This is a genomic window from Acidovorax sp. KPB24-03 (assembly GCF_057546605.1).
This window is the reverse complement of the sequence record NZ_BAAJYR010000025.1, coordinates 14,606-29,808: the sequence shown is the minus strand read 5'-3', so window position 1 is coordinate 29,808 and position 15,203 is coordinate 14,606. Positions and strand designations below refer to the sequence as shown.

The window sequence follows — 15,203 nt, the reverse complement described above, 5'->3', positions numbered from 1 at the left end:
CGAGGGGGCCGACCCGTTCAGCCGCCGCGACGGCTGGCAATCGCACGGCGTGACGCGCCGCCGGTTCGCGTTCGAGTTCGGCGGCCAGCCTGCCAACGCCTGGCTCACCTACGCCGCGGGCGGCGCGATGGAACTGGCGGTGGGCGAGGGCGATGCGGCCGTGGCCGGGCCGCTGGCCTTCACCGCCGATGGCGAGGGCCTGGACCTGCACTTCGCCGGCCAGCGCACGCGCGCCGTGGTGCATTCCCAGGGCGAGACCGACCACGTCTTCACGCCGCGCGGCGCCACGCAGATCGTCGCCATCGACCTGCTGGCCCATGCGGGCGAGGCGCAGTCCGAAGGCGGACGCCTGACCGCGCCCATGCCCGGCAAGGTGGTGTCGTTCGCCGTGAAAGCGGGCGATGCCGTGACCAAGGGCCAGGCCCTGGCCGTGATGGAGGCCATGAAAATGGAGCACACCATCGCCGCGCCCGTGGACGGCACGGTGCAGGAGCTGCTCTATGCGCCCGGCGACCAGGTGACCGAAGGCGCCGAGCTGCTCAAGCTCTCGCCCGCGTGACAGCGCGCAATCCGCAGCCACGATACGCTCTTGCGCCATGAACATCACCTTCTGCTGTACGCACACCAAGGCTGAGCCCTGGCTGCAGGGCCTGCAGGCCGCGCTGCCCGGGGCGCACATCACCGTCTGGCAACCGGGCGCCCCCCCGGCCGATTTCGCCGTGGTCTGGGCGCCGCCCCAGCAGTTCATGGACGAGCAGGCCGGCATCCAGGCGCTCTTCAACATCGGTGCGGGCGTGGATGCGCTGCTGGCCCTGCGCCTGCCGCCCGGCGCGCAGGTGGTGCGGCTGGACGATGCCGGCATGGCCGTGCAGATGGCCGAATACGTGTGCCACGCGGTGGTGCGCCACTTCCGCGAGTTCGAGGCCTATGAGGCCGACATGCGCGCCGGGGGCTGGGCCTACCGCCGGCCGCGACTGCGCAGCGATTTCTCCGTCGGCGTCATGGGCCTGGGAGTGCTGGGCGAGCGGGTGGCCAAGGCGCTGGCGCACTTCGAGTTCCCGGTGAACGGCTGGAGCCGCTCGCCCAAGGCCGTGGAGGACGTGCGGGCCTTTCATGGCGCGGAGGGTTTCGACGGCTTCCTGGCTGCCAGCCGCGTGCTGGTGAACCTGCTGCCGCTCACGCCTGACACGCAGGACATCATGAACCGCGACATGCTCTCGCGCCTGCAGCCCGGCGGCTATGTCGTCAATGTGGCGCGCGGCGCGCACCTGGTCGAAGACGACCTGATCGCCCTCATCGACGCCGGCCACCTGGCCGGGGCCACGCTCGACGTCTTCCGCACCGAGCCCCTGCCCGCCGACCACCCGCTGCGCACGCACCCCCGCATCACGACCACGCCCCACACCTCCGCCCGCACGCTGCGCGAAGAAAGCATCGCCCAGATCGCGCGCAAGATCGCCGCCATGCAGCGCGGCGAGCCGGTGGCCGGCATCGTGGACCCCCGGCGCGGCTACTAGGCCTCGGGCACCGCCCCGCATTCTTTACCGCAGGATTTCCCCATGAGCAGCAGCATTCCTTCCCGCGTCAAACTCGTCGATGTCGGCCCGCGCGACGGCCTTCAGAACGAAAAGTCTCCCGTGCCCGCCGAGGTCAAGATCGGTCTCGTGCACCGCCTGCAGGCGGCCGGGCTGACGGAGATCGAGGTCACCAGCTTCGTCTCGCCCAAGTGGGTGCCCCAGATGGCGGACAACGTGGAGGTGATGGCGGGCATCGAGCGCCAGCCCGGCGTGCGCTATTCGGTGCTCACGCCCAACCTCAAGGGCTACGAGGCCGCCGTGCCCACGCGGCCCGACGAGATCGTCGTCTTCGGTTCGGCCAGCGAGGCCTTCAGCCAGAAGAACATCAACTGCAGCATCGCCGAGAGCATCGAGCGCTTCGCGCCGGTGGTTGAAGCGGCGCGCGCGGCGGGCATTGCCGTGCGGGGCGCCATGAGCTGCACCGTGGGCTGCCCCTACGAGGGCGAGGTGGCGCCCGAGCGCGTGGCGTACCTGGCGGGCCTGATGAAGCAGATCGGCGTGCAGCACGTCGGCGTGGCCGACACCATCGGCGTGGGCACGCCGCGCAAGGTGCAGCGCGCCATGGAGGCCACCTTGCAGCACTACGGCGTCGACGCGGTGTCGGGCCACTTCCACGACACCTACGGCAGGCGCTGGCCAACACGCTGGCTTCGCTGGAGATGGGCGTGTGGCAGTACGACACGTCGGTGGCGGGCCTGGGCGGGTGCCCCTATGCCAAGGGCGCCACGGGCAACGTGGCGACCGAAGACGTGGTCTACATGCTGCACGGCATGGGCATCGACACGGGCATCGATCTGGACGCGCTCATCGATGCGGGCGCGTACATCAGCGATTTCCTGGGCCGGCCGTCCAACTCGCGCGCCGCCAAGGCGTTGCTGACCAAGCGCCTGGGCTGAGGCCGCGCAGGGTCTGGGCGCTGGGTGCGGTCAGCCGCCGGGCGGCGCGGCCACGCTCTGCAGTTGCTCCTTGAGGTGCGCGAGAAACGATTGCGCCGCGCGTGACAGCGTGCGGCCCATCAGCGTCTGCACCTCGATGTTGCGCAGGTCCAGCCCCCGGTCGCGCAGGCGCACGCAGGCCATCTCCTCGCGCTCGATCTGGTAGCGCATGGTGATCTCGCCCGAGATGGACACGCCCTCGGGCTCGTGCTTGACGAACCCGAACAGGCTGGCGATGTAGTTGCTGGTGAGCACGGGGTCGATCTGCACCTTCTGGCGGCTGCACGCGATGTCGAACAGCTGCCGCACGGTGGTGTCCATTTCGGGCAGCGCCACGGGATAGTTCTGCAGCTGCGACAGGCTGACCTGCTGAAAGCGCGTCAGCGGATGGCCGCGCTGCACCACGGCCAGCACGGGCGAGGGCTGCAGCAGCTCGATGCGGATGTCCTTTTCGGCGCTGCGGCTCATGGTGATGCCGATGTCCGCATCGCCCAGCAGCACGCGCCGCGTGCTTTCGGCCGGCGGAAACACCCCCAGGTGGAACTGGATGCCCGGGTGCCGCCGCCGGAAATCGCTGATGAGCCGGGGCAGGAATTCCAGCGCGAAGCCCTCCGACGAGGCCAGGCGCACCCGCCCGCGCTCCATGCCCTGCAGCGCCTGCATTTCATGCACCACGCGCTCCGCGTCGTGCGCGGACTTCTGCGCATGCACCGCCAGCAGCTCGCCCGCCGCGCTCGGCACCATGCCGCGCGCGTGGCGGTCGAACAGCGTCGCTCCCAGGATGTCTTCCAGATGCGCGATATGTCGGCTGATGGCCGAGCCCGCCACGTTCAGCCGCTGCGAGGCCTCGCTGATCGAGCCGCAGCGCACCACCTCCAGGAAGTAGCGCAGGGCCGTGTCCTGCAATTGGCGGGCGACGATCTGCGAGCGTTTCATGGCGGTGGGCGATGGGGCGTGGTGCACTGCGGCAATCCCACAAGCATAGGCGCAATGCGACGGGAGCATTGCCTTTTTGAGATCGCTCGCCGCGATATTCGGTAATGGCGGAAACGTCTCCGAGGTCCCATTCTTGCTCCCGTTCACTGTGTTTCCTGTTTCATCACGATGAAGGAGTTCGCAATGGGGCATTTATTCACCCACTGGGTGCGCCGGGGCTGTCTGGCACTGGGCATGATGGTTTTCGGGGCCGGCGCGCACGCCGGCAAGGCCAACGACACGCTGACCTATGCGTCGGACAACGAGGTCGAGAACGTGAGCCCGTACCACAACAACATGCGCGAGGGCGTTGTGCTGGCCGCCATGGCGTGGGACACGCTGCTCTACCGCGACACGAAGACGGGCGAGCTCAAGCCGCAGCTCGCCACCGCCTGGAAGTGGGAGTCGCCCACCGCGCTGCTGGTCACGCTGCGCCAGGGCGTCACCTTCCACAACGGCGACAAGTTCACCGCCGACGATGTGGCCTACACCTTCAACGTGGTGACCGGCCCCGACGCCAAGATCGCCACGCGCCAGAACACCGACTGGATCAAGGGCGTGGACAAGGTGAGCGACTACGAGGTGCGCATCCACCTCAAGACGCCGTTCCCCGCGGCGCTGGAATACCTGGCCGGCCCCACGCCCATCTACCCCGCAGCCTATTTCACCAAGGTGGGGCTGGAAGGGTTCAGCAAGGCGCCGGTGGGCAGCGGCCCCTACAAGATCACCAGCGTGGTGCCGGGGCAGGGCGTGACGATGGTGAAGAACACCGCCTACTTCAAGGACAGCCCTGCGGGCCAGCCCAAGATCGGCACCGTGAAGTTCACCGTGATCCGCGACCCTGAAGCCCGCATGGCCCAGTTGATGACCGGCGCGGTGGACTGGATCTGGCGCGTGCCGGCCGACCAGGCCGATTCGCTGAAGGCGGCGCCCAACCTCTCGGTGCTGAGCGGCGAAACCATGCGCGTGGGCTTCATCTCCATCAACAACAACGGCACCACCCCCGAGGCCGCGCCCTTCAAGGACCCCCGCGTGCGCCAGGCGCTCAACTACGCCATCAACCGCAAGGGGCTGGCCGACAGCCTGGTGCGCGGCGGCAGCCAGCCGGTGTATGCGCCGTGCTTTCGCACGCAGTTCGGCTGCGACACCAGCAAGGTGCAGCAGTACGAATACAACCCGGCCAAGGCCAAGGCGCTGCTGGCCGAGGCAGGCTACCCGAACGGTTTCGACACCGCGCTGTGGGCCTACCGCGAGCGCGAGTACGCCGAGGCGATGATCGGCGACCTGCGCAAGGTCGGCATCCGCGCGCGGCTGCATTTCGTGCAGTACCCGGCGCTGCGCACCGAGCTGCGCGCCGGCCGTGCGCCGCTCACGTTCCAGGCCTGGGGATCGTTCTCGATCAACGACGCTTCGGCCTTCGTGGGCAACTTCTTCAAAGGCGGCCCCGACGACACCGCCAAGGACCCGCAGGTCATCGCGCTGATGCAGACGGCCGACGCCACGGTGGACAAAGCCGAGCGCAAGGCCAAGTACGCCCAGGCGCTGCAGCGCATCTCCACCCAGGCCATGTGGGCGCCGCTGTTTTCGTACTCGACCAACTACGCGTTCACCTCGGACCTGAAGTTCGAGGCCCAGCCCGACGAGCTGCCGCGCTTCTTCCAGGCCAGCTGGAAGTGACGGCCCCGGCGTTCGTGTCCCTCCCACACCCTCGCGGGCCCCTGCCATGCTGATCTACATCTTTCGCCGCCTGCTGGTGGCGCTGAGCGTCATGCTGACCGTGGCGGTCGTCAGCTTCATGCTGCTGCACCTGTCGGGCGACCTGGCCACCGCGATCGCGGGCCCGGAATCGAGCGCCGCCGACGTGGAGAAGATCCGCGTGCAGTACGGCCTGGATCGCCCCATCGTGGAGCAGTTCTTCGACTGGCTGGGTGCGGCGGCGCGGCTGGATTTCGGGCGGTCGTTCTATTTCCAGAACACCGTCATGGAGCTGGTCGGCGAGCGCCTGCCCATCACGCTCAAGCTCGGTGGCGTGGCGCTGCTGCTGGCCGTGGCCGTGGCCATTCCATTGGGCGTGCTGGCCGCGCTCTACCGCGACACGTGGATCGACCGCCTGGCCTTGATGGTGGCGGTGGTGGGCCAGGCCATGCCGACCTTCTGGTTCGCGCTCACGCTGGTGCTGCTGTTCGCCGTGGGCCTGAAGTGGCTGCCCGTGGCGGGCAACACGAGCTGGCAGCATTTCGTGCTGCCGGCGGTGGCGCTGGGCTACTACGCCATGCCGGCCATGATGCGGCTCACGCGGGCCGGCATGCTGGACGTGCTGGGCGCGGACTACATCCGCACCGCGCGCGCCAAGGGCCTGAGCCGCTCGCGCGTGGTGTTCAAGCACGCGCTGCGCAACGCCATCATTCCGGTGGTGGCGCTGGCCGCGGTGGAGCTGGGCTTCATGCTCGGCGGCTCGGTGGTGATCGAGTCGGTGTATTCCATGCAGGGGCTGGGGCAGCTCGCGTGGGACTCCATCGCGCGCAACGACTACCCCGTGGTGCAGGCCGTGGTGCTGATCATCGCGGTGTTCTACATCGCGCTCACCTTCCTGGCCGACGTGCTCAACGCCGCGCTCGACCCGCGCATGCGCACCCGCTGACGCCACCGCACCGGAGACTGCCATGAACGCTTCCACCACCCTTTCCTCCCCCGGCGCGGCGGCCACCCTGGCCCTGCCGTCGCCACCGGCCTGGCGCCGCTGGCTGCGCCGCGTGCTGGGCCAGCGCGGCCTGGTGCTCGGCGCCATCGTGCTCGTGCTGGCCCTGGTGGCCGCGCTGCTCGCCCCCTGGATCAGCCCGCACGATCCCTACGCGCAGGATGTGACCCAGCGCCTCATTCCGCCCGTCTGGCATGCCAAGGGCAGCTGGGAGCACGTGCTGGGCACCGACAAGCTCGGCCGCGACTACCTGAGCCGCCTCATCTACGGCGCCCGCGTGTCGCTGCTGATCGGTGTGGTCACGGCGCTCATCGCCGGGGCCATCGGTACCACGCTGGGCGTGCTGGCCGGCTACTTCGGCGGCCGGGTGGATGCGGTCATCAGCTACATCATCACCACGCGCCTGGCCATGCCGGTGGTGCTGGTGGCGCTGGCCATGGCCTCGCTCGTGGGCGGCTCGCTGCAGGTGGTGATCGTGCTGCTGGGCCTGCTGCTGTGGGACCGCTTCGCCATCGTGACCCGCTCTGCCACGCAGCAGTTGCGCGATGCCGAGTTCATCGCGGCGGCCAAGGCGCTGGGCGCATCCACGCCGTACATCCTGGTGCGCGAGCTGCTGCCCAACCTGATGAGCGCTCTCACCGTGGTCGCCACACTGGAGATGGCACACGCCATCCTGCTCGAATCGACCCTGTCGTTCCTGGGCCTGGGCGTGCAGCCGCCCACGCCGTCGTGGGGCCTGATGGTGGCCGAGGGCAAGGCCTACATGTTCTTCCAGCCCTGGGTGATCCTGATCCCCGGCGTGGTGCTGGCCGTGCTGGTGCTGGCCATCAATCTGGTGGGCGACGGCATCCGCGATCTCACGGCCCCCGATGGCCGGAACTGAAAGGCAAAGACCCATGACCACCCCTTTGCTGGACGTGAAGAACCTGCGCGTGGACCTGCCCACCGAGCGCGGCATGCTGCACGCGGTGCGCGGCATTGACTTCCATGTGAACCGCGGCGAACTGCTCTGCCTGGTGGGCGAATCGGGCTGCGGCAAGTCGATGACCTCGCTCGCGCTCATGGGCCTGCTGCCGCGCAAGGCGGTGCGCACGGCCGACCACATCCGCTTCGACGGTGCCGAGCTGCAGGGCCTGCCCGAGCGCGGCATGGCGGCGCTGCGCGGCGCCCGCATGGCGATGATCTTCCAGGAGCCGATGACCTCGCTCAACCCGTCGTACACGCTGGGCGACCAGCTGTGCGAGGCGCTGCGCGCGCACCGCAAGGTGAGCATGGCCCAGGCGCGCGAGCGGGCCGTGTACCTGCTGGAGCGGGCGGGCGTGCCGCAGGCGCCCGAGCGCCTGCGCCAGTACCCGCACCAGCTCTCGGGCGGCCTGCGCCAGCGCGTGATGATCGCCATGGCGCTGATGTGCGAGCCCGACCTCATCATTGCCGACGAGCCCACGACCGCGCTGGACGTGACCATCCAGGCGCAGATCCTGCGGCTGCTGCGCGAGCTGCAGCAGGAGTTCGGCACGGCCGTGGTCTTCATCACCCACGATCTGGGCGTGGTGGCGCGCATCGCCGACCGCGTCGCGGTGATGTATGCGGGCGAGGTGATCGAGACCGCGCCGGTGGGCGAGCTGTTCGCGCGGCCCACGCACCCCTACACGCAGGGCCTGCTCAACTGCATTCCCGTGCGCGGCAAGACGCTGCCGGGCAGCCGGCTGCAGGCCATTCCCGGCGTGGTGCCCAGCCTGGTCGGCACCGTCCAGGGCTGCGCTTTTTCCAACCGCTGCGCGCACGCGCAACCGGCCTGCGCGCATACGCCGCCCTATGTGGCGGTGGATGCCCACCACGCGGTCCGCTGCGTGCAGGCCCATCCCCTGGCGGAGGCCGCATGACCCCCAAGCCCCTACCCCCGGCACCTGGCAGCGACATCGCGCTGGAGTTGTGCGCGCTGCACCGCAGCTTCCGCCTGAAGCGCGGACTGTTCCGCGCGCCCGGCGAGATCCACGCGGTGAATGACGTCTCGCTGCGCGTTCGCAAGGGCGAAACGCTGGGCTTGGTCGGCGAATCCGGCTGCGGCAAGAGCACGCTCGCCAAGATGCTGCTGGGCCTGCTGCCGCCCAGCTCGGGCAGCGTGCTGGTCGATGGCAAGGAGATCGATCCGCGTCAGCGCCGCGCGCTGGCGCGGCGCATCCAGCCCATCTTCCAGGACCCGTACTCATCGCTCAACCCGCGCCGCACCGTGGCCGACATCGTCGGCGTGCCGCTGCGCCTGCACCAGGTGGGCACGGCCGTGGAGCAGCGCCGGCGCGTGCGCGAGATGCTCGATCTGGTCGGCATGCCCGAGCGCACCCATGCGCAGTACCCCAACCAGCTGTCGGGCGGGCAGCGCCAGCGCGTGGCCATCGCGCGGGCGCTGGTGCTGCGGCCCGACATCCTGATCTGCGACGAACCGACCTCGGCGCTCGACGTGTCGGTGCAGGCGCAGATCCTGAACCTGCTGCTCGACCTCAAGGCCGAGTTCGGCCTGACCTACCTGTTCATCAGCCACGACCTGGGCGTGGTCGAGCACCTGGTGGACCGCGTGGCCGTGATGTACCGCGGCGCCATCGTGGAACTGGGCACGCGCGAGCAGATCTTCGCCCGGCCCGAACACGCCTACACCCGCCGGCTGCTGGCCTCCGCGCTCACGCCCGAGCCGGGCCTGGGCATTCCCGACATCGAGCGTGCGGCCGTGGCCTGAGCGGCCATACGCACCTTCCATTCACTCCACCCACCCCACCCGAGGACCTTTTCCATGAGCCGTGACCAAGCCATTGCCCAGACGCTGGCCTGCTTCGATGACGGGCGCTTTCAGCAGACGCTGGCGCGCCGGGTCGCCTTCCGCACCGAAAGCCAGGACGCCGCCAGCGGCCCCATCCTGCACGCCTACCTGACCGAGGAAATGGTGCCGCAGCTGCAGGCGCTGGGCTTTGCCTGCCGTGTGGTGGACAACCCGGTGCCGGGCAAGAGCCCCTTCCTGCTGGCCGAGCGCGCCGAGGAGGGCGCGGCCTTCACGCTGCTGACCTACGGCCATGGCGACGTGGTGCGCGGCTACGACGCGCAATGGCGCGCGGGCCTCCAGCCGTGGGACATCGTGGTGGAGGGCAACCGCTGGTATGGCCGCGGCACAGCCGACAACAAGGGCCAGCACACCATCAACCTCACCGCGCTGGAGCAGGTGCTGGCGGTGCGAGGCGGCCGCCTGGGCTACAACGTCAAGATCATCCTGGAGATGGGCGAGGAGGACGGCTCGCCAGGCCTGAACGCGGTGTGCGCGAACGAGCGCGATGCGCTCGCGGCCGACCTGTTCATCGCCTCCGACGGGCCCCGGGTGTCCGCCTCGCGCGCCACCCTGTTCCTGGGGTCGCGCGGCGTCTTCAATTTCGACCTGCACGTGAAGCTGCGCGACGGTGGCCACCACTCAGGCAACTGGGGCGGCCTGCTGCGCAACCCGGGCATCCGGCTGGCGCATGCCATCGCCAGCCTGGTGGACGAGCGCGGCCGCATCCAGGTGCCGGGCCTGCGCCCCACCGAGCTGCCCGCCAGCGTGCGCGAGGCGCTGCGCGACATCGACGTGGGCGGTGGCCCGGACGACCCCGAGATCGACCCGGACTGGGGCGAGCCCGGCCTGACCCCGTCCGAGCGCGTGATCGGCTGGAACAGCCTGGAGGTGCTGGCCTTCACCACCGGCAACCCGGCCATGCCGGTGCATGCCATTCCCGCCGAGGCGCGCGCGCACTGCCACATGCGCTACGTGGTGGGCTCCGACCCCACGGCGTTCCTGGACCACATCCGCGAGCACCTGCGGGCCCGCGGCTTCACCGACGTGGAAGTGCGTGGCACCGACGTGCACATGGCCGCCACCCGGCTGGACCCGGACGATGCCTGGGTGCGCTGGGGCCTGGCCTCCATCGAGCGCTCCACCGGCCGGCGCCCGGCGCTGCTCCCCAACCTGGGCGGCTCGCTGCCCAACGATGTGTTCTCCGAGACCCTGGGCCTGCCCACGCTGTGGGTGCCGCACTCGTATCCGGCGTGCTCGCAGCACGCGCCCAACGAGCACATCCTGGCGGACGTCACGCGCGAATCGCTGCAGATCATGGCCGGCCTGTTCTGGGATCTGGCGGAGCAGGGGCCCGGGGTGCACCAGGATCGCGCGGCGGCTTGAACACCGAAGGGCTGCGCGCGCCGGCGGCCATCGCTAAGATTCACGGCTTTGGACCACCGGCCTTCCGGCCTTGAGACACCCATGTGCGCAGCCGAACTCATTCCCCTTCCCGAAGGCGTCCAGCGCGTCGCCGCCACGCTGCAATCGCTGGGCCATCCGCACATGCCGCGCATGCTCGACGACGCGGCGCGCACCGCCCAGCAGGCGGCCGATGGCCTGGGCATCCTGGTCGGCCAGGTGGCCAAGAGCATCATCTTCCGGCGCAAGAGCGACGATGCGGCCGTGCTGGTCGTCACCTCGGGCGACCGGCGCGTGGATGAGAAGAAGGTCGAGGCCCACATCGGCAAGATCGGCCGGGCCGATGCCGAGTTCGTCAAGGCGCGCACGGGCTTCTCGATCGGCGGGGTGTCCCCCGTGGGCCACGCCACGCCGCCGGTCACGCTGATCGACCGCGAGCTGTTCCGCTTCGAGGAGATCTGGGCCGCGGCCGGCCACCCGCACAGCGTGTTCGCGCTGCGCCCGCAGGATCTGGAAAAGCTCACCAGCGCGCCGGTGGTTGATGTGGTGCAAGCGCCGACCGAATCATGAGTGATATTGAATCAATAGCTAACCGCGCAATGCTGTTGAGCGCGGGAGGCTATTTCGACGAGGCCAGCACGGACGGCGTGCCCTCGCCGTGCATCTCGGTGTGCCGCCTGTCCGCCGATGGCGCCTCCTGCGACGGCTGCTTTCGCACGCTGGACGAGATCCGCGCATGGTCGGGCGCGGATGATGCTGAACGCCGCGCGATCTGGGCCCGCCTCGCGCAGCGCGCGGGTTTCGAGTTTCCCCCGCCATCCCCTTTCCCGGACCTGCCGTGAAGCACATCACCTTCTACCTGGACTTCGTCTCGCCCTATGCCTGGCTGGCGTTCGAGCAGTTGCCGAAGGCCCTGGAAGGACTGAGCTACAGCGTCGAGTACCGGCCCGTGCTGCTGGGCGCGCTGCTGCAGCGCCACGGCAACCCCGGCCCGGCGGGCATTCCGGCCAAGCGGCTGTGGACCTACCGCCATGCCGAATGGCTGGGCCATTCGCTCGGCACGGGCCTGGCCATGCCGGCCCAGCACCCGTTCAACCCATTGCCGCTGCTGCGCCAGTCGCTGGCCTGCAGCGAGGACGGCGCCATCAACCGTTTCGTGGCCGGCACGGTGCTGCGCCACGTGTGGCTGGGCGGGCACGATGCCAACGACCCCGCGCGGCTGCAGGCGCTGGCCGAGGCACTCACGCAGCAGGTGCGCCCGGATCCCGCAGGCGCCACCGCCAAGGCCCTGTTGCGCGCCAACACCGACGCGGCGGCGCAGCGTGGTGTGTTCGGCGTGCCGGCGTTCGACGTGGAAGGCCGCCTGTTCTGGGGGCTGGACAGCCTGCCCATGCTGCGGGCCTGCCTGAGCGGCGATCCCTGGTTCGAAGGCCCCGCGTGGGGCCGTGCCGAGGCGCTGCCCTCCAGCTTGCCGCCAGCCGCCGCCTGATCCCGCCGGACCCGGCGGCAAGCGCCAAGCGGACTCACGCTATTGCGCTGACGCGGCTGATTTCCCTGGAGTTCCCGTCCTTTCAGGGTTAGTCCTCGGCAGGGTTTTCCCGCGGCGCGGCGGTGCGTCGTGGTGGCCTCCGTGGCCCGTTAGATGGGCTGCACCGCTGTTTTACCCCCGATTTACCGCATCGAGAAATGCGAATACAGGGTTGGCCCGGAGTTTGTCAGTTGGCAGTCAGTCCAGGGTGCTGGCAAGCCAACGGCGCTTGTCAGTGTTTGGTCAGATGCACGTCCGATATTGCGACCCAGGCTGCGACGAGTGCCCGGAAACCCCATCGCACCGTGCATTTCCGCATCCATCCGACCACCAATGGAGACAAGCACCATGGCTACCAATGTTGCATCCCGGCCCATGTCGCCGGAAGAGAGAAAAGTCATCTTCGCCTCGTCGCTGGGCACCGTGTTCGAGTGGTATGACTTCTACCTGTACGGCTCGCTTGCGGCCATCATCGCCAAGCAGTTCTTCAGCGGCCTGGATGCGGGCTCGGCCTTCATCTTCGCGCTGCTGGCCTTCGCGGCCGGGTTCATCGTGCGGCCTTTCGGCGCACTGGTGTTCGGCCGCCTGGGCGACATGATCGGGCGCAAGTACACCTTTCTCGTCACCATCCTGATCATGGGCCTGTCCACGTTCATCGTGGGCATCCTGCCGACCTACGCCAGCATCGGCGTGGCCGCGCCGGTGATCCTGATCGCGCTGCGCATGCTGCAGGGCCTGGCCCTCGGTGGCGAGTACGGCGGGGCCGCCACCTATGTGGCCGAGCACGCGCCCCAGGGCAAGCGCGGCGCCTACACCTCGTGGATCCAGACCACCGCCACGCTGGGCCTGTTCCTGTCGCTGTTGGTCATTCTGGGCACCCGCACCGTGATGGGCGAGCAGCAGTTCGGTGATTGGGGCTGGCGCATTCCGTTCCTGGTGTCCATCCTGCTGCTGGGCATTTCGGTGTGGATCCGGTTGTCGCTGTCGGAATCGCCCGCCTTCCAGAAGATGAAGGCCGAAGGCAAGACCTCCAAGGCGCCTTTGTCGGAGTCGTTCGGCGAGTGGAAGAACCTCAAGATCGTGATCCTCGCGCTGATCGGCCTGACCGCCGGCCAGGCCGTGGTCTGGTACACGGGGCAGTTCTATGCGCTGTTCTTCCTCACGCAGCAGCTGAAGGTGGACGCCGTCACGGCCAACCTGATGATCGCTGCCGCGCTGCTGATCGGCACACCGTTTTTCATCGTTTTCGGTTCGCTGTCGGACAAGATCGGCCGCAAGCCCATCATCATGCTGGGCTGCGTGCTCGCCGTGCTGACGTACTTCCCGGTGTTCAAGGCACTGACCGAAGCGGCCAATCCCGACCTCGCCGCCGCGCAGGCCAAGAACAAGGTGGTGATCGTTGCCGATCCTGCCGAGTGCTCGTTCCAGTTCAACCCCACGGGCACGTCCAAGTTCACGAGTTCGTGCGACATCGCCAAACAGGTGCTGGCCGCCGGTTCGGTGAGTTATGACAATGAAGTCGCGCCAGCCGGCACGCCTGCCGTGATCAAGATTGGCGCCACCACCATCGCGAGCTACAGCGCCAAGGGCCTGCCCGCCGACCAGGTCAAGGCCAAGGATGCGGAGTTCAAGAAAACGGTGGCCGACACGCTCAAGGCCGATGGCTACCCCACGAAGGCCGACCCCGCCAAGATGAACAAGGGGATGATGGTCGCCCTGCTGACCTACCTCGTGCTGCTGGTGACCATGGTGTACGGCCCCATCGCCGCCATGCTGGTGGAAATGTTCCCCACCCGCATCCGCTACACATCGATGAGCCTGCCCTACCACATCGGCAATGGCTGGTTCGGTGGCCTGCTGCCCACCACCTCGTTCGCCATCGTGGCGCAGACCGGCAACATGTACAACGGCCTGTGGTACCCCATCATCATCGCGGGCGCCACGGCGGTGATCGGCACGCTGTTCATCCGCGAAACCAAGGACGTGGACATCTACGCCAACGACTGATGGAACCGCGCGGGCGCCCGGGAATCCGGGGCCCGCAGCATGGAAAAGGGCTGCATGTGTTGGCAAAAAACGCCAAAGTGTGGTGGCGATGCATCAAGGCTGTTATGAAAATGACTTTTGGGGGTGGTATTGAGGCGCCACCCCCTAGAATTTCGTAAGTAGTTGCACCAACGCCCGGCGGCCACCCGCTCTGCAGTGCCTACCACACCATCTGACGGATAAAAGCATTCAAGGAAATCACATGCAAAAGACGAATCGTTTGGCACTGGCTGTGCTGGCTCTCCTGGGTAGCACCGCTGCCTTCGCCCAAAGCAGCGTCACGCTGTATGGCCGTGTGAACACCACGGTGGAACGCCAAGAAGTGGGCGACACCAAGACCACCGGTCTGTTCAACAACGCTTCGCGTTTCGGCTTCAAGGGCGTGGAAGACCTCGGCGGTGGCCTGAAGGCTGGCTTCCAACTGGAAAGCGGCTTCGCTTCCGACACCGGTTCTTCCGATGCACGTGGCTTCTTCGCCCGTCAAAGCGAAGTGAACCTGTCGGGTGGTTTCGGCGCCCTGCGCCTGGGCCGCTTCACGGCTGAGTCCTACTACGCCACGGCCGACTACGTCAGCCTGCACAACCACGACACCGGTTCGTCGTCCGATGCGTTCTACGCCTACGTGATGCCCGATGCCAACAAGATTTCCTACCGCACGCCCGATTTCGGCGGCCTGACCGTCGAAGGCGCCGTGGCGCTGCACGAGCAAGCTGTCGGCGTGAAGAATGCCTATGACCTGGCTGCCAACTACAACCTGGGCGCTCTGGCCCTGGGCGCTGGCTACAGCAAGCAAGGCGACGTGAACCAGTTCGCACTGCGCGGCCTGTACACGATGGGTTCGTTCATGTTCGGCGGTTACTACCAACGTGACGAAGACGCATACGTCCTGAATGGCGGCAAGCGCAACACGTTCCGTCTGTCGGGTGCCTACCTGATGGGCGCTTCTGAATTCCACGTGAACGTGGGCCGTGCCGGCAAGTACAAGAACGTGGCTGACAGCGCCGCTACGCAATACACGCTGGGCTACAACTACAACCTGAGCAAGCGCACCAAGGTGTACGGCTACTACACGAAGGTGAACAACAGCCGCAACGCCGCTTACATGACGGGCATCGCCGGCGCTGACTTCAGCTCCGTGGCCGTGGGCGTTCGCCACGCATTCTGATGGTTGACGCGGGTCGGCGGCCCCGGCTGCCAACCCGTGTTCCAGACGATCCGAGCCTCACATCCC

The 15,203-nt window shown here is 68.1% G+C and carries 14 protein-coding genes and 1 pseudogene; 14 read left to right on the top strand and 1 reads right to left on the bottom strand.

Translation table 11 applies throughout. The features are described 5' to 3' along the window. From AC27KI_RS06050 to AC27KI_RS06040, 3 genes and pseudogenes are all read left to right on the top strand, one after another. Window positions 1-559 (top strand): acyl-CoA carboxylase biotin carboxyl carrier protein subunit (locus AC27KI_RS06050; protein WP_487113040.1); only part of this gene is annotated, 559 nt, incomplete at its 5' end. A gap of 37 nt (window positions 560-596) precedes the next feature. Next, window positions 597-1,517 carry a 2-hydroxyacid dehydrogenase gene (locus AC27KI_RS06045; RefSeq protein WP_487113038.1) on the top strand — a complete coding sequence of 307 codons (921 nt, stop codon included), beginning with the start codon at window positions 597-599 and terminating at the stop codon, window positions 1,515-1,517. 42 nt (window positions 1,518-1,559) lie between these two features. Next, window positions 1,560-2,473, top strand: a pseudogene (locus tag AC27KI_RS06040) (hydroxymethylglutaryl-CoA lyase). 30 nt (window positions 2,474-2,503) lie between these two features. On the opposite strand, the gene AC27KI_RS06035 reads toward AC27KI_RS06040, so the two are convergent. Continuing rightward, a complete protein-coding gene (locus AC27KI_RS06035; protein ID WP_349817231.1) occupies window positions 2,504-3,448 on the bottom strand; it encodes a LysR family transcriptional regulator in 945 nt (314 codons plus the stop codon). Between the two features lie 234 nt (window positions 3,449-3,682). On the opposite strand from AC27KI_RS06035, the gene AC27KI_RS06030 reads away from it, so the two are divergent. The 11 genes from AC27KI_RS06030 (at window position 3,683) to AC27KI_RS05980 (ending at window position 15,137) form a co-directional block, all read left to right on the top strand. Beyond that, complete coding sequence (locus AC27KI_RS06030) at window positions 3,683-5,164, top strand: ABC transporter substrate-binding protein (protein WP_272569814.1); 1,482 nt, start codon at window positions 3,683-3,685, stop codon at window positions 5,162-5,164. Between the two features lie 46 nt (window positions 5,165-5,210). Beyond that, on the top strand, window positions 5,211-6,128 hold the full coding sequence (locus AC27KI_RS06025) for an ABC transporter permease (RefSeq protein WP_272550879.1): 918 nt from the start codon (window positions 5,211-5,213) through the stop codon (window positions 6,126-6,128). A 22-nt stretch (window positions 6,129-6,150) separates the two neighbouring features. Continuing rightward, complete coding sequence (locus tag AC27KI_RS06020) at window positions 6,151-7,068, top strand: ABC transporter permease (protein ID WP_272565313.1); 918 nt, start codon at window positions 6,151-6,153, stop codon at window positions 7,066-7,068. Between the two features lie 13 nt (window positions 7,069-7,081). Then, window positions 7,082-8,068 carry an ABC transporter ATP-binding protein gene (locus AC27KI_RS06015; protein ID WP_284414009.1) on the top strand — a complete coding sequence of 329 codons (987 nt, stop codon included), beginning with the start codon at window positions 7,082-7,084 and terminating at the stop codon, window positions 8,066-8,068. Next, window positions 8,065-8,916, top strand: coding sequence for an ATP-binding cassette domain-containing protein (locus AC27KI_RS06010; protein WP_284404706.1), 852 nt, complete (start codon window positions 8,065-8,067; stop codon window positions 8,914-8,916). Before AC27KI_RS06015 ends, AC27KI_RS06010 begins: the two co-directional genes overlap by 4 nt. Before the next feature lie 54 nt (window positions 8,917-8,970). Continuing rightward, window positions 8,971-10,380 (top strand): M20 family metallopeptidase, encoded by a 1,410-nt coding sequence (locus AC27KI_RS06005; RefSeq protein ID WP_487113035.1) that lies wholly within the window; start codon window positions 8,971-8,973, stop codon window positions 10,378-10,380. Window positions 10,381-10,461: 81 nt separating this feature from the next. Beyond that, window positions 10,462-10,968 (top strand): YbaK/EbsC family protein, encoded by a 507-nt coding sequence (locus AC27KI_RS06000; RefSeq protein WP_487113033.1) that lies wholly within the window; start codon window positions 10,462-10,464, stop codon window positions 10,966-10,968. Continuing rightward, window positions 10,965-11,240 carry a DUF1289 domain-containing protein gene (locus AC27KI_RS05995; RefSeq protein ID WP_284429636.1) on the top strand — a complete coding sequence of 92 codons (276 nt, stop codon included), beginning with the start codon at window positions 10,965-10,967 and terminating at the stop codon, window positions 11,238-11,240. The genes AC27KI_RS06000 and AC27KI_RS05995 overlap by 4 nt, the downstream gene beginning before the upstream one ends. Next, window positions 11,237-11,887, top strand: a complete 651-nt coding sequence (locus tag AC27KI_RS05990) for a 2-hydroxychromene-2-carboxylate isomerase (protein ID WP_284429637.1) — start codon at window positions 11,237-11,239, stop codon at window positions 11,885-11,887. The genes AC27KI_RS05995 and AC27KI_RS05990 overlap by 4 nt, the downstream gene beginning before the upstream one ends. A gap of 387 nt (window positions 11,888-12,274) precedes the next feature. Further along, window positions 12,275-13,933, top strand: a complete 1,659-nt coding sequence (locus AC27KI_RS05985; protein WP_284404716.1) for an MFS transporter — start codon at window positions 12,275-12,277, stop codon at window positions 13,931-13,933. Window positions 13,934-14,174: 241 nt separating this feature from the next. Continuing rightward, on the top strand, window positions 14,175-15,137 hold the full coding sequence (locus AC27KI_RS05980) for a porin (protein ID WP_272565303.1): 963 nt from the start codon (window positions 14,175-14,177) through the stop codon (window positions 15,135-15,137). Window positions 15,138-15,203 lie beyond the last annotated feature (66 nt).

What these genes read in the sequence shown, in the direction of transcription:
- AC27KI_RS06000 (WP_487113033.1), top strand. Translation starts at nt 10,462, where the DNA reads ATGTGCGCAGCCGAACTCATTCCCCTTCCCGAAGGCGTCCAGCGCGTC.
- AC27KI_RS06005 (WP_487113035.1), top strand. Translation starts at nt 8,971, where the DNA reads ATGAGCCGTGACCAAGCCATTGCCCAGACGCTGGCCTGCTTCGATGAC.
- AC27KI_RS06045 (WP_487113038.1), top strand. Translation starts at nt 597, where the DNA reads ATGAACATCACCTTCTGCTGTACGCACACCAAGGCTGAGCCCTGGCTG.
- AC27KI_RS05995 (WP_284429636.1), top strand. Translation starts at nt 10,965, where the DNA reads ATGAGTGATATTGAATCAATAGCTAACCGCGCAATGCTGTTGAGCGCG.
- AC27KI_RS06035 (WP_349817231.1), bottom strand. Translation starts at nt 3,448, where the DNA reads ATGAAACGCTCGCAGATCGTCGCCCGCCAATTGCAGGACACGGCCCTG.
- AC27KI_RS06020 (WP_272565313.1), top strand. Translation starts at nt 6,151, where the DNA reads ATGAACGCTTCCACCACCCTTTCCTCCCCCGGCGCGGCGGCCACCCTG.
- AC27KI_RS05980 (WP_272565303.1), top strand. Translation starts at nt 14,175, where the DNA reads ATGCAAAAGACGAATCGTTTGGCACTGGCTGTGCTGGCTCTCCTGGGT.
- AC27KI_RS06010 (WP_284404706.1), top strand. Translation starts at nt 8,065, where the DNA reads ATGACCCCCAAGCCCCTACCCCCGGCACCTGGCAGCGACATCGCGCTG.
- AC27KI_RS06025 (WP_272550879.1), top strand. Translation starts at nt 5,211, where the DNA reads ATGCTGATCTACATCTTTCGCCGCCTGCTGGTGGCGCTGAGCGTCATG.
- AC27KI_RS06015 (WP_284414009.1), top strand. Translation starts at nt 7,082, where the DNA reads ATGACCACCCCTTTGCTGGACGTGAAGAACCTGCGCGTGGACCTGCCC.
- AC27KI_RS06030 (WP_272569814.1), top strand. Translation starts at nt 3,683, where the DNA reads ATGATGGTTTTCGGGGCCGGCGCGCACGCCGGCAAGGCCAACGACACG.
- AC27KI_RS05985 (WP_284404716.1), top strand. Translation starts at nt 12,275, where the DNA reads ATGGCTACCAATGTTGCATCCCGGCCCATGTCGCCGGAAGAGAGAAAA.